This is a genomic window from Caldivirga maquilingensis IC-167, from assembly GCF_000018305.1.
Classification (GTDB): Archaea; Thermoproteota; Thermoprotei; order Thermoproteales; family Thermocladiaceae; genus Caldivirga; species Caldivirga maquilingensis.
Map to the genome: position 1 here is coordinate 1,150,496 of NC_009954.1, position 20,189 is coordinate 1,170,684.

19 protein-coding genes and 1 tRNA gene are annotated in these 20,189 nt (G+C 42.4%); 10 read left to right on the forward strand and 10 right to left on the reverse strand.

Translation table 11 applies throughout. The features are described 5' to 3' along the window. The first annotated feature begins 52 nt into the window (after nucleotides 1-52). Nucleotides 53-1,168 carry a VIT1/CCC1 transporter family protein gene (locus CMAQ_RS05595; RefSeq protein ID WP_198002053.1) on the forward strand — a complete coding sequence of 372 codons (1,116 nt, stop codon included), beginning with the start codon at nucleotides 53-55 and terminating at the stop codon, nucleotides 1,166-1,168. 248 nt (nucleotides 1,169-1,416) lie between these two features. Further along, nucleotides 1,417-3,030 carry a hypothetical protein gene (locus tag CMAQ_RS05600; RefSeq protein WP_012186142.1) on the forward strand — a complete coding sequence of 538 codons (1,614 nt, stop codon included), beginning with the start codon at nucleotides 1,417-1,419 and terminating at the stop codon, nucleotides 3,028-3,030. Between the two features lie 175 nt (nucleotides 3,031-3,205). On the opposite strand, the gene CMAQ_RS05605 is transcribed toward CMAQ_RS05600, so the two are convergent. Further along, nucleotides 3,206-4,135 carry an MBL fold metallo-hydrolase gene (locus CMAQ_RS05605; RefSeq protein WP_012186143.1) on the reverse strand — a complete coding sequence of 310 codons (930 nt, stop codon included), beginning with the start codon at nucleotides 4,133-4,135 and terminating at the stop codon, nucleotides 3,206-3,208. Between the two features lie 126 nt (nucleotides 4,136-4,261). Continuing rightward, nucleotides 4,262-5,149 (reverse strand): NAD(P)-dependent oxidoreductase, encoded by an 888-nt coding sequence (locus CMAQ_RS05610; protein ID WP_012186144.1) that lies wholly within the window; start codon nucleotides 5,147-5,149, stop codon nucleotides 4,262-4,264. A gap of 168 nt (nucleotides 5,150-5,317) precedes the next feature. On the opposite strand from CMAQ_RS05610, the gene CMAQ_RS05620 reads away from it, so the two are divergent. The 3 genes from CMAQ_RS05620 (at nucleotide 5,318) to CMAQ_RS05630 (ending at nucleotide 8,523) form a co-directional block, all read left to right on the forward strand. Further along, nucleotides 5,318-5,503, forward strand: coding sequence for a hypothetical protein (locus tag CMAQ_RS05620; RefSeq protein ID WP_012186145.1), 186 nt, complete (start codon nucleotides 5,318-5,320; stop codon nucleotides 5,501-5,503). 104 nt (nucleotides 5,504-5,607) lie between these two features. Continuing rightward, entirely contained in the window at nucleotides 5,608-7,101 is a 1,494-nt protein-coding gene (locus tag CMAQ_RS05625; RefSeq protein ID WP_232203732.1) for a radical SAM/SPASM domain-containing protein, read from the forward strand. A gap of 9 nt (nucleotides 7,102-7,110) precedes the next feature. Beyond that, a complete protein-coding gene (locus CMAQ_RS05630; RefSeq protein WP_012186147.1) occupies nucleotides 7,111-8,523 on the forward strand; it encodes a B12-binding domain-containing radical SAM protein in 1,413 nt (470 codons plus the stop codon). Nucleotides 8,524-8,567: 44 nt separating this feature from the next. Here CMAQ_RS05630 and CMAQ_RS05635 read toward each other — a convergent pair whose 3' ends face one another. From CMAQ_RS05635 to CMAQ_RS05645, 3 genes are all read right to left on the reverse strand, one after another. Next, nucleotides 8,568-9,224, reverse strand: coding sequence for a hypothetical protein (locus CMAQ_RS05635; RefSeq protein WP_048062700.1), 657 nt, complete (start codon nucleotides 9,222-9,224; stop codon nucleotides 8,568-8,570). A gap of 77 nt (nucleotides 9,225-9,301) precedes the next feature. Then, nucleotides 9,302-11,833: an Ig-like domain repeat protein gene (locus CMAQ_RS05640; RefSeq protein ID WP_012186149.1), complete on the reverse strand. Its 2,532-nt coding sequence runs from the start codon at nucleotides 11,831-11,833 to the stop codon at nucleotides 9,302-9,304. A 48-nt stretch (nucleotides 11,834-11,881) separates the two neighbouring features. After that, the gene (locus tag CMAQ_RS05645; protein ID WP_012186150.1) at nucleotides 11,882-12,427 is read right to left on the reverse strand and encodes a 30S ribosomal protein S4; all 546 of its coding nucleotides are present in this window, start codon (nucleotides 12,425-12,427) and stop codon (nucleotides 11,882-11,884) included. Between the two features lie 180 nt (nucleotides 12,428-12,607). Here CMAQ_RS05645 and CMAQ_RS05650 point away from each other — a divergent pair, with 180 nt between their 5' ends. Next, entirely contained in the window at nucleotides 12,608-13,462 is an 855-nt protein-coding gene (locus CMAQ_RS05650) for a carbon-nitrogen hydrolase family protein (protein WP_012186151.1), read from the forward strand. 89 nt (nucleotides 13,463-13,551) lie between these two features. Here the strand turns inward: CMAQ_RS05650 and CMAQ_RS05655 are convergent, their stop codons facing one another. Then, a complete protein-coding gene (locus tag CMAQ_RS05655; RefSeq protein WP_156769853.1) occupies nucleotides 13,552-13,758 on the reverse strand; it encodes a hypothetical protein in 207 nt (68 codons plus the stop codon). 161 nt (nucleotides 13,759-13,919) lie between these two features. Beyond that, a complete protein-coding gene (locus tag CMAQ_RS05660; RefSeq protein WP_012186153.1) occupies nucleotides 13,920-15,227 on the reverse strand; it encodes an L-fucose isomerase-like protein in 1,308 nt (435 codons plus the stop codon). Nucleotides 15,228-15,415: 188 nt separating this feature from the next. Here CMAQ_RS05660 and CMAQ_RS05665 point away from each other — a divergent pair. Both CMAQ_RS05665 and speE read left to right on the forward strand, forming a co-directional pair. Further along, nucleotides 15,416-15,489 (forward strand) — tRNA-Met (locus tag CMAQ_RS05665). 137 nt (nucleotides 15,490-15,626) lie between these two features. Then, nucleotides 15,627-16,589 (forward strand): polyamine aminopropyltransferase, encoded by a 963-nt coding sequence (speE, locus tag CMAQ_RS05670; protein ID WP_198002054.1) that lies wholly within the window; start codon nucleotides 15,627-15,629, stop codon nucleotides 16,587-16,589. Between the two features lie 113 nt (nucleotides 16,590-16,702). Here the strand turns inward: speE and CMAQ_RS05675 are convergent, their stop codons facing one another. Continuing rightward, a complete protein-coding gene (locus CMAQ_RS05675) occupies nucleotides 16,703-17,560 on the reverse strand; it encodes an NAD+ synthase (protein WP_012186155.1) in 858 nt (285 codons plus the stop codon). A gap of 229 nt (nucleotides 17,561-17,789) precedes the next feature. Between CMAQ_RS05675 and CMAQ_RS05680 the strand changes: the two genes are divergently transcribed. Next, the gene (locus CMAQ_RS05680) at nucleotides 17,790-18,785 is read left to right on the forward strand and encodes a phosphate signaling complex PhoU family protein (RefSeq protein ID WP_012186156.1); all 996 of its coding nucleotides are present in this window, start codon (nucleotides 17,790-17,792) and stop codon (nucleotides 18,783-18,785) included. Nucleotides 18,786-18,802: 17 nt separating this feature from the next. On the opposite strand, the gene CMAQ_RS05685 is transcribed toward CMAQ_RS05680, so the two are convergent. Next, on the reverse strand, nucleotides 18,803-19,321 hold the full coding sequence (locus CMAQ_RS05685; RefSeq protein WP_156769854.1) for a hypothetical protein: 519 nt from the start codon (nucleotides 19,319-19,321) through the stop codon (nucleotides 18,803-18,805). 73 nt (nucleotides 19,322-19,394) lie between these two features. Here CMAQ_RS05685 and CMAQ_RS05690 point away from each other — a divergent pair, with 73 nt between their 5' ends. Beyond that, complete coding sequence (locus tag CMAQ_RS05690; protein ID WP_012186158.1) at nucleotides 19,395-19,586, forward strand: DUF1922 domain-containing protein; 192 nt, start codon at nucleotides 19,395-19,397, stop codon at nucleotides 19,584-19,586. Here CMAQ_RS05690 and CMAQ_RS10405 read toward each other — a convergent pair. Continuing rightward, nucleotides 19,552-20,118 carry a metallophosphoesterase family protein gene (locus CMAQ_RS10405; RefSeq protein WP_012186159.1) on the reverse strand — a complete coding sequence of 189 codons (567 nt, stop codon included), beginning with the start codon at nucleotides 20,116-20,118 and terminating at the stop codon, nucleotides 19,552-19,554. The genes CMAQ_RS05690 and CMAQ_RS10405 overlap by 35 nt on opposite strands. Nucleotides 20,119-20,189 lie beyond the last annotated feature (71 nt).

Consider the following 20,189-nt stretch of genomic DNA (forward strand, 5'->3'; position numbering starts at 1 on the left):
ATTATACCCTTCTGCGAAGGGTTTATTTAAAGGGGCAAGTATTATGGCTGCAATGAGTCAGCATAGTGAGGTAATGGGTAACATTGACTATGTTGGGTTCTATAAGGATGAGTTAACGGATTACTACGTGTACAGTACCCTTGCTAGGGTTGAGAGGAATAAGGATAGAAGGAGCGCGTTAATGGAGATTGCCTCAACAGAACTTAGACATGCTAAGTATTGGGAGGCAAGGGCTAGGGAGTTAGGGTTAAGTGTTGGTGAGTTTAAGGTTCCGTGGCTTAAGATTATTTTCTACCTAACCCTAAGGCTACTCTTCGGTCTTGCAGTTGTTATTAGGCTTAGGGAGAGAGAGGAGGATGAGGCTATAGTAAGGTATGTTAACGCCAGGGATGTTGTTAAGGATCCTGCGCTTGATGAGATAATTAAGGATGAGGTAATACATGAGGATTACTTCATAGAGGAGGCAACTAAGATGAGTGAACGCTTCAATAATATTAGGGACTTCATATACGGTATGAGTGATGGCCTAGTTGAAGTAATGGCAGCATTAGCCGGATTAGTGCCCGTTGTAGTTAACCCACTGTTAATAGCCATGGCCGGCTTAATAGTTGGTGTTGCCGGTACAATATCAATGAGTATAGGAGCCTACATGTCTGTTAAGGCTCAGTCCGAGTTAATGAACTACAGGGTGAATAAGGTTAAGACAGCCCTCAGGGTAATGCCCATTAGCACCGTTACCGATAAGGTACTTGACATTTTAAAAAGCAGCGGCGTACCCGAGGAGAAGGCTAGGAGTATTGCAAGGGAATTAAGCGAATATAAGGATGCGGTATCGGACATGGTTATAACAAGGGAATTAGGCTACGTGGAGTCCACTGAGAATGCCGCTAAATCAGCCGTGAGCACCGGTGTATCCTACATAATCGGCGCTGCCTTAGTCATATTACCGTTCCCAACCATTGGATTAGTGAACAGGTATGCGGCATTATTCACGTCAATAGTACTAATGATTATAGCTACATCAGTGGCCGGTGTATTCACTGCAGCTTCAAGTAACGCTAAGATGCGTAGTGTTATTGCGAGGAATGTTGGATTAAGCCTACTTGCATTAACGGTAACATACCTAGTGGGTTCACTGGCCCATGCCCTAGGCGCCACGGTTACGTGAAGCAGGCTTAATGATTCATAACTGGAGTTATAATCCAACATTAGGCCAGTACCCTCTTAAGGCATTTAAGTCCAAAGTTAACACCTAATTAGGTTCATCAATGAACCTAATGTAGCCTCAGTCATGGATGCCGCCCAAGTGGCCTCATAAAGGTGAGTAACATCCAAGGCCTCGGCATACAGCTCTTAAGGCGTGAGGAATAGTGTCAAAAGCTTTAAATTCTTATATTTCACTTCTACGTGACAAGCGTGATATTCGAGGTTCCCTCCTATTTACGTCTTAAGGATTCTTTGGAGGGCAATGAGCCGGTTATTGTAACCGGTCTACCTCGTAGCGGTATATCCACAGCCCTCAACTGGGTTTTAAACACCAGTGACGCCGCGGGAATTGGTAAAACAGGTTTTAAGATTATGGAGTTACCCAAAGCGTTTAATGAAGATGCTCAACTGTCTATGCTTCTTTCCAAGCTCAAGGGGCAGCTCGATCAGCATGGGGAACGTTTTATCGTTAGTGGTAGAAGCAATGTTGTAGAGTTTGTGTTCAGTAACGGGGGCAACGTACGTGGTGGCAGGGATTGGTTTATAGGCATTTATCAAGGTCTAAGGAGCTTGAGACGTAGGCTTCTTTCCCTCTCCTATGAATGGGAGCCGGTGATTGTTGATGGTTTCCGCACATACATGTTCTCCTTCAGTAAGGAGGATGCCGTGATCTTGGCTGAACACTTGGGTGTTAGAAGGGATAAGGATGTTGATGCTGTTTTAGAGTACTCGAGCTTTAAATCACTTTTCCGCGGGGTGTATTTGCCTGGGCTCATTGTTGAGGGAACACGCAAAATACTTAATGGTGAAGAACTCTTCGAGCAGAATGAGAGAATCGGTGAGTCGGAGCGCATGTTTGTGTTCAGTGCCCCTCTCCTTACCTCCGCAGCAGAGGCTTTTGCTGAATCACCGGTGGAAGCCGCGAGTAGTATTGCGGAAACCGTGGGTAGGTTTATTACGGGCATGGGGTTAGCTTGGGAGCTGGGTGTGCTCTTCGCTTCATTTTTTGGCTTTGGATCATTCTCAGAGAAACGTTTTGAAAAGGAACTTGTCAGCGTGGGTAATGCTTGGCGCACGCTTCCAGAAGACAAGCGTGAGGTGATTGCGAGTGTGTACGATCGCGAATTAAAACTTATCCCAGGCACCTCAAGATCGGTCTTAGATGACCTCTTCCTAGGGGTTTCAACTCTCAGATCTAAAGTTGAACAGGCGTGGTCGTATATTAGACAGGTGGAGGTGCATCAGACCTACGACACACTACTTTCTAGACGGGACGCCTCTCTTGAGCTTGTGAAAATTATTAAACAGTCGCATACAGGGGTTCAACTCACTTCCAAGGGTCGTGGAAGTGAAGTGGCTGAGCTTACCTCGTTGATTAGAAACGCAAAGGAAGAGGTACGCATTTGGAGACAGGGCTTTTCAGCAGTGAATGAGCTCATCCCCGTTTTTAAAGAGTTCTTAACACGGCCAAACACCGAGATAAAGGTCTTACTAAAGATTGATCAATTCTCACTGCAAAACGCATCGCGTCTACTCGAACTAGCTAGGGTATACCCTAACCTAGAATTAGCCCACTTTGATTCATCCCTAAGAGGAGAAATATACGATCAGCTTAAGCTACGCCTCGTAACGAAGACTCCGCGCACACCTACCACTATAGATGACCCTCGCGTCCCAGGCACCGACTCAGAGTTTTACTATGCTGTTTGGCTCACAGAGGACAAGGAGTGGCTTGACTTCGCGCTGGGCCTCTGGGATTACTGCTGGTCTAAGGCTGTTCACGACGTCGAGTCAGTTATATCCACATTCAGAGAACTAATGTAAATAGAGATGCAGTTAAAGAGTAACGAAGGCCACACTGTGTAAGTGAATTTTCTTAATTGCATCGTGGTTTACACCGCTCGCCTACTTCTAATCACTCTATTTATTAAGTAGGGAAATTAAGTGTTACTGCAGTTTATCATGAGATTAAATTACTAGTGATGTGCAGTATGGTGATTCACTTAATTGAGTAAAGTTCAACATCACCCTCCTTAATAATCCTAAGCAGCCTCCTCCTCTTATAGAATCTTATTATAGCGTTGGCTGTTATTAAGGCCTGTGGGTACAGGCTCCTCTTAACCCCATACTCATGTATCAGGTTATCCGCAAACTCGCAGATTGTTAATGGTCTTTCACTGAGGAGTACCTTGGCTATCCCCAGTAGCCTATTCATAGCCTCAATTGAGGCTTCAATAAATTCTTCAACTTCATTCCCCTCAAGAACCCTCTTGGAGAATGGTAGGTAATTATGCCCTGGTACAAGCATCTTAACCTTAATACTCTTAAGCGTATTCAGTGTCTGTAAGTAATCGTCAATCGATGAAACCTGTGGTATTGAATCTGTTGTACTCAACCCCCTTATGCCTAAACCCTGCACTGCGTCTGATGTAAACATTACATCATCCACAATACACACCACAGTACCTGAAGTGTGGCCGAAGGCTTCAATACACTTAACGCCATTTAAATTAAGCATACCTCTAAAGGATTCGTGAACCACTGGTGAACCAACTTTACTCCTAAAGTCTCTTATGAAGGATTCCGTGAATTCAGGGGTGAAGCATGACCTATATTTAAGTGAGAAGAAGGAATCCACGTTAATGACATTATTGTATAAGAACCCTCTGGCAGCCTCATGCGCAATCACCCTAACACCCCTACTGGCTAAGTAACCGCTTCCACCTGCATGATCCTCATGGGGATGCGTTATTATAGCCACCTTAGGTAGCCCTATTACCTTAACCACATCCTCAATTATGCTTGAGGTTGATGTATCGAGTAATACTCCACTATCCTTTACGTAAACCATGTTTAACTCAACATCACCGTAATACGTACCTACGAGACTAACCCTACTGGTTAAATCCCTAATAGTAACCTCAACCATACCCTAAGCCTAGGTGTGATATTTAAAGTATTACACCATTAATATATTATTCCTCATTACGTAGGCGTCTCATTAAGGTTAATTATTGAAGCTGTTTAAATCATCACTAAGACTCCTGATGCGTTATTAACGTTGAGTTGAGTTACGTCTCTTAAGTATCTTAATTACTGCTGAGAAATCATCATCACTTAACCCATCTGCCTCGCTCATTCTATATAATTGAAGCGCCAATGCAGCCATTGGTACTGGGACCCCTAACCTGCTAGCCTCCTTATTAACCAAGTCGAGGTCCTTTCTCATGTGTTTAGTGGCGAATTGAGTGGTGAAATCATTGTTAATCATCTTAGGTACCTTAAGTTCCGAGGTTGGTGACCTAGCACTTGACAGTTTAGTTAAAACATCCATTATTACACTACTGCTTAACCCCATGGCTTCACCTAAATTAACCACCTCGGCTAATGCTGCTACGTAGGAGCCGAGTAGGGCATTATTAATTAACTTTGCGTAGAGTCCATACCCATTTGGCCCAACGTGAACTACATAGCGGGCAAAGTGCTTAACTACCTCGTAGGCCCTCTCGTAAGCTTCCCTCTCACCACCAATAAGTACCACAGCCTCACGCTTCTCAATGAGTATTGAAGTACCTATGATTGGTGCATCAACCATTAACCCACCCTTCTCCTTAATCTTGTTAGCTAACTCAATTGATGTGGAGGGTGATATTGTTGACATTTCAATCACTAGGGAACCTTGCTTAATCCCATTAATTACACCGTTCTCACCCAGCATAATGGATTTAACGGCATCATCATCAGACACTATTGATAATACTACATCAACGTTCCTAGCTAATTCAGCAGGGTTATTGAACACATTAACCTTATTCTCCTCAGCGAACTTAATGGCCTTGCTCATAGTCCTATTAAACACCCCTATTAATAATCCATCATCCTTAAGATTCTTGGCAATCCTCCAGCCCATTGTACCTAACCCTATTAACCCTACATTAACCATAAGCCCACTTACCCTGATTAAAGTTAAACTTAACGCTCACGTTAACCCCTTCAGAGCATTAGCTTACTTCCTTAAATCCAAGGCCTTGAGTAGGTTTAAGGCATCATGTCTATTAATGATGATTACGCTTAGGCTAAACTATATTTACCACCCTGATGTTGATTAGTTATGGAGTTGGATCCAAGTGTAGCACGCTTAGCATATACGCTATCTATAATATTCCTAGTCCTGGCTCTCTTCGCATTACCCTTTGATATTCATGTTGAGGCAGCCTTAATAATCGACCTAGTGGTAATAGGAATGTTGGCTGCATTCCTAGTATTCATCATAGTTAACGTTAAGAGGAGTTCATGAGTAGGTCCACCTTAATGTGGAAGCATCATTGTGCAGTAAGTTGGTTTAATGGGTAAACAGGCTAATATTCAGGTAATGCATTATGAGGAATTATGTCCTCAATCATGGATAATATTACTAATAAAGTCTCTGAGAGAAGTGGTACGGGTGCATTAATCGCCGCCATTAGGATGCTTAATAGGGGTGCTGTACGTCATGCATTATCAGCCTTAATGAAGGAGGTTGAGTTTAATGGTGAGAGGAAGCCACTGCTTGAGTGGGTTATGGCGGCCTACGCTGGTAATGAACCCTGCCCAACCATTGCTCATTTGGCGTCACCGTTCTTTAAGGCTATGGTTAAATTAACCATGAGCTACTTCCATGCTGATGAGGATGAGGTTAAGCAAATACTGAGTGACCCAGCTATTAGGAGGGGTATTGTTACTACACTTAAAGGTATTGCACTATTCGGTGTAACCACGCCTCAGAAGCTTCCAGCCCCATTCTTCATAGTTTGGAACTTCACTAACCTATGTAACCTTAAGTGTATTCACTGTTACCAGAATGCTGGTAGGCCATTACCAAATGAATTAACCCTAGAGGAGAAGCTTAGGGTTGTTAAGGAGCTTGATGAGGCTGGTGTACCGGCAATAGCCTTATCAGGTGGTGAACCAACAATACACCCAGACTTCTTAACAGTATTAAATGAAATGAATAGGAGGGGTTTCTACTCCGCAGTGGCCACTAATGGGCTCATGTTCGCTAATATGGAGTTCGCTGAAAGGGTTAAGAAGGCTGGGTTAAGGTACGTGGAGATTAGTATTGATGCTGCTGATCCAGCAGTCCACGATAAGTTTAGGGGTGTTGAGGGGGCTTGGGATAAGGCGGTTAGGGGGCTTATTAACGCCGTTAAGTTAGGCTTCAGCACTGCCTTAGCCTTCACAGTGACTAAGACTAATATTGACCAGGTTGATAAGATACTTGACCTAGCCCAGGAAATAGGCGTGAGGAGGGTTGTCTTCTTCAACTTCGTCCCAGTGGGGAGGGGTCGTGAAAACCTGGATATTGACCTATCCCCCGAGGAGAGGGAGAGTTTCATGAGGCATATTTACATGGAGATGAAGAGGAGGAACATGGAGATAGTCACCACGGCACCATACTACGGTAGGGTTGTTAACCAATTAAGTAACAATAAGGACAATGCCCCAACACACTTCGTGATCGCCAATGACCCGATAACAAGGGAATTAACAGAATTCATCGGTGGCTGTGGAGCTGGCAGAATATACGCGGCCATTGAACCAGAAGGCACTCTCACTCCATGCGTCTTCTTACCTTACCCAGTGGGTAACCTTAGGACTAAGTCGTTCTGGGATATTTGGATGGATCCGTTTATGGAGAATTTCAGGGATAGGGGTAGGCTTAAGGGCTTCTGTGGTCAATGCCCATATAAGATGATTTGCGGTGGTTGTAGGGCTAGGGCATACGGCTACTTCGGCGATGTCCTAGCCCCGGACCCAGGCTGCATATATAATTCCAAGGAGTGGAGGAGGCTTAAGGAGGAGGCTGAGCAGTGGGCTAAGATTAAGGTCACTGCTTCTAAGCTAGGGTTTAAGTGAGGTGATTAAATGAGGGTGCTGTTGGCGGTTCCACCGGGTATTGATAAAATGGAGATATATAAGGTCCTTGGACTCAGGGCACCACCACTTGGGTTAGCTTGGATTGCAGCGGTCCTTGAGAAGGCTGGTCATGAGGTTAAGATAATTGACTCACCCACTGAGGGTATTGACTTAGGAGCCTTCATCAATGAGGTTAAGGCATGGAGCCCTGATATTGTTGGCTTAACATCATTAACCCCAACAATATATAAGGCTTATGACACAGTTAAGGCAATTAAGGAGTATGATAAGGACTTACCTGTAATAATGGGTGGACCACATGCATCATTCATGTATGAGGAGGCTTTAAATAATGGGGTTGACGTAGTGGTTAGGGGTGAGGGTGAGTACACTACCCTGGATCTCGTTAACACCATTGAGAAGACTGGGATGAATAGGAATGGGCTTAAGGAGATTAACGGTATAGTATTCAGAAGTGGTGGCGAGATCATTAAGACGAGGGATAGGCCACCAATAAGGAACCTGGATGAGTTACCATTTCCAGCACGCCACTTATTACCAATGGATAAATACACCATATTCGGTAAGCCAATTAAGATAATTCACGTAATGGCCAGTCGCGGTTGCCCATATGGTTGCTCCTTCTGCTCAACCTCATACTACTGGGGTAGGTTAATTAGGTATAGATCCGCTAAGAATGTTGCAGATGAGATTGAGGACGCTGTTAATAAGTATGGTGCAAACACAATAGTCTTCACTGATGATGAATTCACCCTAGGTAAGAGGTTTGTTTACGAATTCCTAAGGGAACTGGAGGAGAGGAAACTGGACATAAACTTCTCCTGTGGTTCAAGGGTTGATACCATTGATAAGAAGATGATGAGTGAGTTATTAAGGCATGGGTGCACTGCACTGTACTTCGGTGTTGAGTCAGCAAGCCAAGACACAATAAATAGGATTGGTAAGAAAATAACCATTGAGCAGGCTATTAAGGTGTTTGAATGGGTTCATGAACTTAAGGTTAATGCAGTGGCGTCATTCGTCATAGGCTTCCCGTGGGAAACCATAGATGACATGAAGAATACTGCTAAATTCGCGGTTAAGCTTAACCCATCATACGCTCAATTCACGGTAGCTACACCATACCCTGGCACACCCCTTTACTACCAGGCTGTTAACGAGAATCTCATTGAGGATTGGAACTGGGAGCATTATACAACATTAAGGGCCATCATGAGGGGTTACAGGTTCACTAGGCAGCAGGCTGATAAGATGCTTCAATACGCCTACAGGGTCTTCTACCTAAGGGCAGGATTCCTAGCGAAGGAGCTGTTAAGCGGTAGGTTAAGCATGGTTATTACAGCTATTAAGAATTCAATTGTCCCATGGTTCATTGATAGGTTAATGAGGCGGAGTGAGTAATCACTTATGTAAGGATTTTAATTTAAACACTAAGTTAATTTAAACTAAGCATCCCTTATTATTCGTAGAATCCTCTTCGTCGGCAGTAAGGCATTCTCAAACTGCTCCTTACTTATTCTCAACCCCAGTAGATTAACCATGTTTAATACTGTATTAACCTCACCGGAGAGTTCACCTCTCTCCATGTAATTATGAACCAGGTCCAGGATTGATACAGCAGTCTCCTTACCGAAAACCTTCGCAATCCATATTAATGCATCGGGAACATTAATGAGCACCATATTCCTACCGGAGAGCCGTATAAGTAGGTAAATGTAGAGTAGGGTCACGTTATTCACCGTTATGCAGCCATTTAACCTACTGCAGTCACGGTTACTCATCATGTAGCCATCATAAATGTGGATACTACCCTTGGTTTTTGAAATCCTTAAGTAAACCTTAATATCACCTAACTCAAGTAGCTTAATGTTCTTACCCAATTTATTCCTCATTCTAAGTAACCTCCTAATTAATTTATATACAGAATCCCTATCGCAATTCCTCATTGTTAACACTGATGTTGAAACAACTGGTAATCCCATACAGTCTAAGCCCAGTGATAAACATAAGTTCGCCCTACGGTAAAGTATGTGTAAGATTAGATGCATTGCATCGAAGTGTAAGATTGGACAGGTATGTTCTGGAATTGATTTATAATCCACAGCTAACTAAAGTAGTGGCATATTTATTAAACATACCCCATGGTAAAGCCATGAAGAGGTATAGGCTTTATTCATTGTTAACTATGGCGCATGAGTAGTGATATTATGAGACCCATTATGATGGCTAATGCATATATTGTGAAAATATACCATGGGATTCCAAACACACCTGAGACAACGTAGACCACAATGGGGCCTACGTAAGCATCATTAAGCCACTCATTCCCAAGGTACTTAACGTAAATAATCCAGGGCCCAGCCTTATCAGTAACTATCCTTAATACCGTTTCATTACTCACCACAGTATTAATACTTCTTACTCTTCCACTTGAATTAACCAGTATTGATGCATTAGCCCTTGTTGGTAAATTATTATTAACCTTAATTAGTATGAGCATTATTATTGAGCTGCCTGAGGCTATTGTACCATTATTAAGTACCCTAATTGATACCCTTGGATTAGCCTTAATTACCTTCACAAACTCATTGAGGCCACATGATAGGTAATTATTGTTACCGGGCCAGTATACGGTAATATTGTATAATCCTGGGTAAGGTGGTTTATATGATTCTTGAAACTTACCGTTAGTTACATAGGCTATGATTAATGACTTATTTACGTAGATTGGTATTTGACTAATTGGTGCAGTTACATTACCACTTATTGAGAGTTCACTCCCCACTATGAATGATCCATTAATACTCATTCTAATTGTGCAGGGAGCCTTCAACACCATTAGTGATGCCTCAGCCACTGATGGTAAGTAATTACGGGAACCTGGGTAGTATATTGTTAAGTTAAAGTAACCTGCCTCATTAGGTTTCACATGCGTGTAACCTGTACCATTGATTACATTAATGTAACCTATGAATGATTTATTTAAGTATAGGTAAACTGAGGCTGTGATTCCTGGATTTAAGTTAACCATTACTGTTAATGAATCCCCGTACACTATGGTTGAGTTAACTAAGTAACTTATATTGACCTTAGCCGGTGCAACAATTACCTTAGCTTGGCTAGTTATTGAGAATGATTGCGATGGGGAGTATGTTACGTACACTACGTAAACACCAGTATCATTAGGCTTAAATGTTAATGAGGCGTAACCACTTGAATTCGTGGTTATTGAGCCTAATGCAACGTTAACCCCATTTAAGGTTACTTGGTATTGAAGGGTTTGATTAACTATACCGTATCCCTCAGCTGTTAAGTTAACTAGCATACTGGCTAATTCCCCGTAAGTTATGTTAAGTAACTCAGGTGTAATACTCATGGTTGGCTTGAGTACGTTAAGTAGAATTATGGTGCTGTAGTAGTATGAGTATCCCCCGTAATCAACCATGATTAGAGATACGTTTAAAGGCATTGGGCCGGGTTGAAGCGCCAGTAAACCAACTTCAAATCCTCCATTACCCCTCAGGGCCACTGGGCTACCAGTAATGCTTACTGGGAACTGGGGTGATAATGGGGAGATGTACACCTTCTCATTAACTATTGGGGCTGGTACATTAACATTAAAAACGATCCTAGAATTAACACCAAGCGGCACCGTTGAGTTAGGTGATGTAATCAATGGTACCGGTTCATACGCATTTATGCTGAATTTAACCAACCCAACAGTGCAACTACCGTACATGAATACTACTTGAGCATTATAAGATCCAGTGTCAACTATGAGGAAGCTATTACCGGTAACTTGATTATTAATCATGGTTTCCATGGTTAAGTTACTTAAGTATGAACTATAGAAGTTCACGCTATGACCAGTTACCACGGGGATACTTGAACCGTTAGTAACCCTTAAGGATGCTGAACCATAGGTAACGTTAATGGAGTACCATGGTCTCACTGAATTAACCTGAAACATATACGTGGAGTAAGCCTGCCCATTGAATGCTAATTGAGCTGAAACCGTACCATTCATGAATGTTAACGGTTCCCGGAACACGTACTTACCATTAATGGTAACGTTATAAGATGAGTAAACACCACCCATATTACTAACCAGGTTTAATTTAACAGGTTCAGCTGAGTAAAGTATAAGGTTTAGTATCGGTGATGAGTAAGGTATAATTACCTCAGAGTTATTACTGGGTGACGTGGTTAAGCCGCATTGAGTCAAGTATGCGTTAACTATTGTTGGTTTATACATTATTAGGTTATAGAATCTGCTTGTTGTGAAGTTCATTACACTTAAGGTAACGTTAATGGAGTAGTTACCATATGGTAGTGAGTAGACTGGTACATTAACTAATTGATAGGAACCCGCAGTGAGGTTGAGTAGAGTTGAGTATGAGTATACGTTGCCAATCCTAATACTTAGCATTGTACTCTCATTAATGGGTTCAGTGGAATTAATTATTGATGCGTTAATTAGCAGGGTGAAGTAGTTTAAGGGGGTTGACACCACGTTATTAACCGGGTACTTAACCCAATTCTCATACGTTAAGCTGATTAAATTAACACTAAGAGTAATGTTGAGCACGGGCTTAGTGTAGTTGGTTATGTGGGTTGCATTAGTTAAGCCACCGGGCGGGTTAAGCTGCGGATTAGCTACAATAGCCAGTGAAGCCATTGCAAGCACTAATATTAGTAATAGTTTCCTCATATTCAATGAATTGGGTTAAGGGTATCCTTATTAAGCATTATTCAAACCTCATTGATTAACCGCTTGCCCTCCCTGATTAACCTGTTGAGTTACCTTAGCCTTAACTATGCGTGACGTTGGTGCGAAGCCTATGCCATCCTCAAGGTTCCTTGGGACAAGGTAACCAGGCGACCTGACTCTAACACCATTTATTGATATGTGACCGTGCACTATTAATTGCCTGGCCTCATGAATTGACCTAGCCATACCCTTCCTATACACTAGTGTTTGAAGCCTGCGTTCAAGTACTGCTGTTACATCCAGTGCTAGTACTGAATCCAATGGTATATTAATATCGCTTATTAACCCCATTCTAAATAACCTATCCTTAAGCCTCTTCTCAGCCTCCCCCCTAATCTCCATTGGTGCTGAAAGTATCTCCCTAGCCCTATGCTTAATGCTCCTCAATAATGCTCTGGCTAACCAAAGCTCCTTCTTATTCCTCAAACCATACTCACCAATAAGCCTAAGCTCACTCATCAATAAGTCACTATTCCATAGCCTCTTCGGCTTCCCCTCAACATACTTCTTCTTCGGCCTCTTAGGATCCCCCATTACGCTCAACGTGAGTATATGGTATATAAATATTTCCCATCATTAATTCACCGGGGTAATTATAATAACTTAAAGTTCATACTGCTTAATCTAAAAATAGGGCCCACCACGGATACCACTTTAGGTGGGTATTTTACTTCATAGTGAAATTAATTAACCTAAGAATTGGGTATACGAGTTATGAGTAATGAAGTGGCAGTATGCATGGGTCAGATTAAGGTTAATTTCAGTGATGTTGAGGGTAATTTAAGTAGGGCTATTGAAGCCATTAAACGCTCCGCATCAATGGGTTGCAGTATTGTTGTCTTACCTGAAACACTGGATGTTGGTTGGCTTAACCCTGATGCAGTGGAGTTAGCTAAACCAATACCCGGCCCATATAGTGATGCATTAGCGGATGCTGCGAGAGAAAGCGGCATCTATGTTGCGGCTGGTTTAACTGAGAGGTATGGTGGGAGGATTTATGATGCCGCAGTGTTCTTATCACCTAAAGGTGATTTGCTTTGGAAGTATAGGAAAATTAATCTTCTTCCTGATGAGCAGTCAATATATGAGGTTGGTGATAGGGTTGGGGTTGTGGAGACTGAGTACGGTAGGATTGGTGTCAACATATGCATAGATAACGCACCTAGTAACCTAGTTCTAGCGCACTCAATGGCTAGAATGGGGGCGGTTATGATACTTTCACCATCAGGTTGGGCGGTACCATCCACGTATGATTTAAGTAGGGAAGGTTACTTAAATGGACCCTATGGTAAACATTGGGTAGTCTCATATACCACAATGGCTAGATTATATGACATAGCCATGATTGGTGTAAGCAGTGTTGGCGAAATGAGTAAGGGGCCTTGGAGGAGCTGGAGGCTAATAGGCTCATCATTAGCAGTGGGACCTGGAGGAGTAGTATTGGCTAGAGGTAAGGAGGGTTATGATGCTGAGGATTTAATAAGAGTCAACATTAATGCATCACCAAGACAGGTTAAAGGTACTAAGTATGCTGAATTCCTATGGAGCAGAGGCTACTTCATGCCTTAGCCACTTCATTAAATCTACAACCACAAAGTGCTTAAGCCCTCATTCACTTGGCTTAATCATAGCATAAGCTAGTTTTAGCGTGATCTTGATTAATTAACCCTGTATGTTCTTGAGGCGGTATCGTAGGTGAATGTGGTGAATGTTAAGCCGCCGTAAATCACGAATACTTCATTACTGGGTTTCCTATTATCTTGCTCATAGTCTATATATGTGTTGTTAACCTTAACATTGGTGATTCTATTCCTCATGATTCCTTTAGTTAAACCTAATGTGAAACTTCTTCTTGGAATGTTCATTTTACTCACCTCGAGTTACTCTCCCACCCTAGGTTTTATAAAACTTTCTCCTTTCAGAAAACTTAACTCATAGTTAATATAGGGGATTCAGTGATCAATATAGGTGATTAATTCCACAGGTATTAATGAGTCTTTTGAATTCACGTTAATTATCTTACTGATTATGCATCCTCCTCAAGGATCCTTAATCCAAGTAGCCTTGCCATTACCTTTAAGTCCTCCCTCCAGTCACCGTAAAACACTACCCTATGCCACCCAGCTCTCCAAACCCAATTCCTCGCCAATGCCTCTACATTAGTCTTAGCCACCAGCTTCGTGGCGCATGCCTTTAAATGGTATTCATTATTAATTGCCTTAGCCGTATGTATGGCTAATAACCTCTCCTCTGGGCTTAAGCCAATCACGGTCACGGTTTCATTCACAGGTAGCTTAACGTGTATTGAAAGCTTCTTACCACCTCCATGTGCTGGTGTTATTATGTATGGGCTTAAGTCACTTGAATCAAAGCCCCTAGCGTTTACTGGTGCGTAGCAGTGGAAGTAAACAATCTCGCCTTTACCCATATCTGGTGCTGGATCATTTATGAAGCCTGGGACATTAGCGTAAAACTTCATCAGCAGCATTAATGTTCCTGAAATCAAGTCTCCTTCACATACTGATACAACCCTATCCCTAAGTGTAAGCTCCATGAATGGTAAGCATGGCCAAGTATCTAGGAAGCCACTATTATAGAGCACTATATCATCAATTGTCACTGCATCTGCCTTATAATCTTCAATAAGCCTCCTAAGAGCCAGGTAAAGCTTAGCAGGTTTAATTAAGTCACTTATAGTGTGTTCAATAACCTTCTCAGCATTGTTGAACCACCTCTCCGCAATAGGCTTAGCCTCATCATCAGTAACTCTACTGTAGTACTTCTCGTTGAAGTCCCTAATGTTAATTAAATCCACCTTAACACCGAATATTGATTGAAGGTAAGACGGTAAACTATAGAGATCTATGCTTAACGGGTACTCTAGGTGCATTAAATTCAATTCATCAGGCCCAATCAAGGCAATAATCCTAGAATCCCTTAACCTACCTATGGTCTCAAGCATCCTCACGTACTTATCCAGTGGACTTAAGTTAAATAGGTCCCTTAACACGATACCGAAAACTGGTAAATTAGCCTTAAGCGCCCTGGAGTACTCCATTAGGAACTCACCTGAACCACCGTAAGTATCTGAGACTAGTATTGTTGGTATGCCCCTTGATAATATTGGCCTAACAATACCTGGAATACTCCAGAAGTTAAAAACCAGTGAACCCACAGTGCCACTTGGTAACTTGGACACTGAGTCCACTGCCTCATTAATACTTGATATAGTGAAGAAGTTAAACTCAATGCTGGGGAAGGCTTTCAATAGGTGTTGCTCAGCATTATCAATGAAATCCTTAGAAGCACCTATGAAGAACACTGAAACCCTCATAAATATAGAATATGTTCCTTAAATATAAGTTTTACCATAATATTACGTAATTTTAATTCATTCATAGTCTAAACCCCAGTACTAGTGGATCAGTTGCATGATTTAATGGTAATTAACATGTGGCAGTTATGTAAACCAGTATTGAGTAGGGGAAACCCTTATAAACACTCCACCTCTTCAAGAACTTCAGCGGCGTAGGGAAGCCTGGTATCCTGCGGGGCTCATAACCCCGAGGTCGGTGGTTCGAATCCACCCGCCGCTACTTCCCGTATGCGTAATGCTCAGCTTAAGTGAATTCAACTTGTTTAATACATTATGTTGGTTTAGATTCATTGAGTGAACTATGAAGATCCAGGGTTTCATTATTATGTACTTGGGTTAATGCTTAATAAGGGGACTATGCATTACTCATGGCGATTAGGCGTAATGAGTAGTGTAATGGATCAGGTTAGTAGAATGGGTACGTACTTCATAGAGTTTGAGACTCCATTCAGTTGGCATTTAAGGGCTGTTAATAGGGTCCTCTACTCAGGTGAATCAAAGTACCAGAGGATAGCTGTGGTTGAGTTTAAGGATTTAGGTAAGGCACTGGTGCTTGATGGTAAGGTTCAGAGTTCGTTATTCGATGAGTATGTTTACCATGAATCCCTAGTTCACCCAGCAATGGTGCTTAATGGGAATCCAGAGAGGGTGCTTATAATTGGTGGAGGGGAGGGTGCAACAGCTAGGGAGGTGCTTAAGTGGGATACGGTTAAGGAAGTGGTGATGGTTGATATTGATGAGGAGGTGGTTAGGGTTTCCAAGGAGTATTTACCTGAAATGCACGGTGGATCATTCTACGATAAGAGGTTCAAACTGATTATAGGTGATGGGAGGAGGTTCCTGGAGGAATCCAGTGAGAAGTTTGATGTAATAATAGTTGATGCAACAGATCCATTGGAGGGTGGTCCCTCATACCTCCTCTACACTGTTGAATTCTATAAGCTTGCTAAAAGTAGGCTCACACCCAATGGAGTCTTAGCCACGCAGGCAACCAACATGGCTTATGCCTTAAGGGTTCTATCAGTGATATACAGGACTATTGGGAGTGTGTTCAGTAAGGTGAGGCCTTATCAATCATACATGCACTCCTACGATGCCCCCTGGGGATTCATGGTGGCCAGTGATACTGCTGATGCCCTTCAATTAACTCAAGCGGATGTTGATAACGCCTTAATGAGGCATGTTAAGGGTAATACCAGGTATTACGATGGGTTAACCCACGTTCACATGTTCACTTTACCAAGGCACATAAGAATCGCACTTGAAGATAAGGAGGTTAAGCCAGCCACTGACTCAAACCCAACCTTCATGCCCATGTAGCCTATGATGCCTTATAGTGTTAAAACTAAGGTAAGGCATGTATTTATAAAATTAGGTTCATAGTTATGAATCACTGCGCCTAAATATTGATGAGGTGTATTAGAAGCCTTACCTTAGTAGCCATTGTAGTGAACCGGCATACGCCAGTCAAGCCCAATAGTCCTTAACCCAATCCTAGGCACCACTGGGGTTCTACGCTTATGCTCAGTTGTAACCACTCTCCTCCATACCTGTTCAATAAGGTTAAGAGGCTTCCCAGTGGCCTCCTGAGCCTTCTGTGGATTCATCCTTAAGTCAACTAACGCATGGAGGATAACATCAATATCAGCGTAACTAACACCCAATTCACCCTCAGCGGTCTGACCTTCCCATAGGCGTGGGCTTGAGGGTTTCGTGACTATTGAGTCAGGTAAGCCTAAACGCCTCCCAAGCATTCTAACTTGACTCTTATACACATCCCCTATTGGCAATATATCAACACCGCCATCACCATACTTAGTGAAGTAGCCTATCAATAACTCACTCTTATCCCCGGTACCGGCGACAATCATGTTGTTTAGGTTGGCGTAGTAGTACAGTATCGTCATCCTTATTCTAGCCAGTATGTTGCCGTTAGCAACAATTTCACTTTCCTTGAAGGCAGGTATTGTGCTTGAGAATGATGCCCTAATGGGGTCTATGTTAACAACATCATACTTTACACCCAGCATCTGGGCTAGTTGAATAGCGTCCTTAACATCCTCAGGCGGCGTTGTCTTGTATGGCATTATTAAGGCTAGGACCTTATCCTTACCTAAAGCCCTAACCAGCAGTGATGCGGTTACACTTGAGTCAATACCACCACTAAGCCCTATAACAGCACCCTTAGCGCCCACGCTGTTTACGTATGTTCTTATGAAGTCCACTATCCTTCTTTCAATGTAATCGTAATTAACGTTCAGTATCCTATCAAGGGTAATCCAAGGCTGCATAATAGGTCACGCCACCTAGCCTAATTAACGCTTTCGTCTTAAGGTTAACGGAATCAATAGTCATACGTTGTGCTTAAACCTAAGTATTATTAGGTGTATTTAACAGGAGTGGTTTTTAACTAATCATTAATCTTATTGCATATTACTGATGAATTAATATGAATTAATACGAGTGTTTAGGAGTGTTCTAGGGTAAAGATTTTTTAACTGGTGTGTGTATTAGGAATTCATGTCAATGTACCGTAGGGTTATTAGAATTGGGGAGAAGAGCATAGGGGTAACGTTACCTAAGCAGTGGCTTGATTCATTGAATATTGGGCTTGGGGACTTAATAGAGGTTAAGGCAGTGGAGGATATGTTAATAATAAAGCCCGTTGTCTCCGAGCATGGTTCAAGCAACGCTGTCGTATTATCATCGGGTGATAGTTCTGATGAGGCCATGAGGATAATAATAGCCGGCTACATTGAGGGTTTCGACGACATAATGGTTAAGGGTCCTAGGGAAAGCATTAGGCGAGCCTACCAGATTATTGAATCCAAGCTCCCTGGCTCCCTCATACTTGAGGGTGAGGAGGGTATTATAGTTAAGGTTGCTACATCGGAGACAAACATTGACCTTAAGATGGTTATAAACAGTACTTCAACAATACTCAATGCCATGTTTGATAAAATATCAACGTACCTAGAATCCAACGACTCCTCACTACTTGATGAAACCGTGAGCATGGATGATCAAGTTGATAAGCTTTACTTCCTAGCCTTAAGAACAATTAAGAAACTATCCTTCAGGGATCCTAAGGAATCAATAGATGATACAATAATAGTGAAGAACATGGAGCATGTTGCCGATGCCCTAGATAGAACGGCGAGAACCCTTAAGAGAATGCAGAATATTGAGTCTGAATGCCTCAGGGAGCTTAACAATAGGATTAAGGATGTTTGGTCATACACACTTAGGGCAATAAACTCCTATCAATCCGGCTCTAAGGAACAGGCATTGAAGGTTATAATGAGTAGGGAGGAGTTATTAAACAGGATGTTTAACCTAGTGAGGAAACCATGCGGTGAAGAGATGGCTGGTATAATGCATGAACTGCAGTTAATAATAGCCTTATCAGTGGATATAGCTGAGGCAACGTTCTCAAACTACGTTAGATCAGTCACCAGGAGGCAACCCAGTAAGGAGATTGATAAGGATGATGAAAGCCAGCTTAATGAAACATGAATCATAATGCATTTGAATTAAAGTATACTTGACGCCTCCCAGAGAATCTTCGATGCAATTGACTTATCTCCAAGGTAGTATCGCTCATGGGCAGCATCCGAAAGGGCAACTGAGGCCAATGCCCTAAGGGGCATGTTAACGTAGGTACGCGTAATCTCCTTAATCCTAAGCCTTAGGTCACTTACCCTCATTATTAATGCTGACCCAATAATAACCATTGAATCACCCAACTCCTTAATTAAGCCATTAATCCTTGACACACCCTCCTCGGTAATAGCCATCATGGTAATCCCCCTATCCCCACTATACCTATTAACTAGGCCATTATTAATCAACTTCCTTAAAGCATTCCAAACATCACTTGAGTACCATGGTGGATACTCGTAACTTACCCCCAGGTGATTCCTGAGCAGGTACAGTATCATGAATAGTCTTAAAGCCTCCATCCTAGATTCACTCAATATGAGTAATATTACGTCACTAAGCTCAAGCCTTCTAAAGCCCGGTAAACCACTGAGGTTACTGGTATTACTCATTAATGGGTTGGTTAATGTCCAGTTATTAAGCATTTGCGGAAAGGTTTATTATCCTACTCCTTAATTCAATGCAGTGGAGTATTTAATCGTCAGATGCCCCAGGTGCAGTATGCCCTCAGCCGTGAGGCTTGGTTCAGTAAGCCACATGTGCCCCTACTGCGGTAGTAGGTTCAGGATAAGTGAAGGCACTATAATTACTAAGGCTAGGAATGGTAGGGAGGCCAGTGAACTCATAAGGAGGATCCTGACTCAATCCCATTATTAGGCTTAGTGAGTTCATCAGCCCTCATTATTAATCCACCAAACTCACTCTCGTTAAACCACCCGCATCCCTGAATCCTCACCCTAATTAGTCCTGAATCCAAGGTAATGATGGCCATGGTTCCATCCCCACTGTTTAAACCCATTAATGAACCAGGATTAACCACTATTAATTCACCCAGGTCCTGGATCATTGCCTTATGAGTATGGCCAGTTAACACTAATCTGGCGTTAAAGTAATGGGCTAGCCTCCTTAAATGCAGCCTAGCCTCCTTCTGATGACCATGAATAATGAGAAGCCTTAAACCCTCAAGTTCAAGCAACTCCTTATCCGGCAACGGCATTGGATCGCTTTCACCAGCAACCACTATTAATTCACCCAGTTTCCTTAAATCATTTAAAACATGTTCATTAGATAAATCACCAGTGTGGATTATTAAGTCAAAGTGCCCGTTGGTGATAAGCCTCAATAGGCAATTATCAGGTAATCCACCATTAACTATATGGGTATCACCCACTACAGCTAGCCTAATCATGCAGTTACTGGTAAGCCTCCAGTGTTATTAAACCCACACCCTAGTGATTGGCCCTGGGAATCTTTATAATT

Excerpts from the sequence above, each read along its gene's own strand:
- CMAQ_RS05595 (WP_198002053.1), top strand. The coding sequence starts at position 53 with ATGAGTCAGCATAGTGAGGTAATGGGTAACATTGACTATGTTGGGTTC.
- CMAQ_RS05605 (WP_012186143.1), bottom strand. The coding sequence starts at position 4,135 with ATGGTTGAGGTTACTATTAGGGATTTAACCAGTAGGGTTAGTCTCGTA.
- CMAQ_RS05610 (WP_012186144.1), bottom strand. The coding sequence starts at position 5,149 with ATGGTTAATGTAGGGTTAATAGGGTTAGGTACAATGGGCTGGAGGATT.
- CMAQ_RS05620 (WP_012186145.1), top strand. The coding sequence starts at position 5,318 with ATGGAGTTGGATCCAAGTGTAGCACGCTTAGCATATACGCTATCTATA.
- CMAQ_RS05625 (WP_232203732.1), top strand. The coding sequence starts at position 5,608 with ATGGATAATATTACTAATAAAGTCTCTGAGAGAAGTGGTACGGGTGCA.
- CMAQ_RS05630 (WP_012186147.1), top strand. The coding sequence starts at position 7,111 with ATGAGGGTGCTGTTGGCGGTTCCACCGGGTATTGATAAAATGGAGATA.
- CMAQ_RS05640 (WP_012186149.1), bottom strand. The coding sequence starts at position 11,833 with ATGAGGAAACTATTACTAATATTAGTGCTTGCAATGGCTTCACTGGCT.
- CMAQ_RS05645 (WP_012186150.1), bottom strand. The coding sequence starts at position 12,427 with ATGGGGGATCCTAAGAGGCCGAAGAAGAAGTATGTTGAGGGGAAGCCG.
- CMAQ_RS05650 (WP_012186151.1), top strand. The coding sequence starts at position 12,608 with ATGAGTAATGAAGTGGCAGTATGCATGGGTCAGATTAAGGTTAATTTC.
- CMAQ_RS05655 (WP_156769853.1), bottom strand. The coding sequence starts at position 13,758 with ATGAACATTCCAAGAAGAAGTTTCACATTAGGTTTAACTAAAGGAATC.
- CMAQ_RS05660 (WP_012186153.1), bottom strand. The coding sequence starts at position 15,227 with ATGAGGGTTTCAGTGTTCTTCATAGGTGCTTCTAAGGATTTCATTGAT.
- speE (WP_198002054.1), top strand. The coding sequence starts at position 15,627 with ATGCATTACTCATGGCGATTAGGCGTAATGAGTAGTGTAATGGATCAG.
- CMAQ_RS05675 (WP_012186155.1), bottom strand. The coding sequence starts at position 17,560 with ATGCAGCCTTGGATTACCCTTGATAGGATACTGAACGTTAATTACGAT.
- CMAQ_RS05680 (WP_012186156.1), top strand. The coding sequence starts at position 17,790 with ATGTCAATGTACCGTAGGGTTATTAGAATTGGGGAGAAGAGCATAGGG.
- CMAQ_RS05685 (WP_156769854.1), bottom strand. The coding sequence starts at position 19,321 with ATGAGTAATACCAGTAACCTCAGTGGTTTACCGGGCTTTAGAAGGCTT.
- CMAQ_RS10405 (WP_012186159.1), bottom strand. The coding sequence starts at position 20,118 with ATGATTAGGCTAGCTGTAGTGGGTGATACCCATATAGTTAATGGTGGA.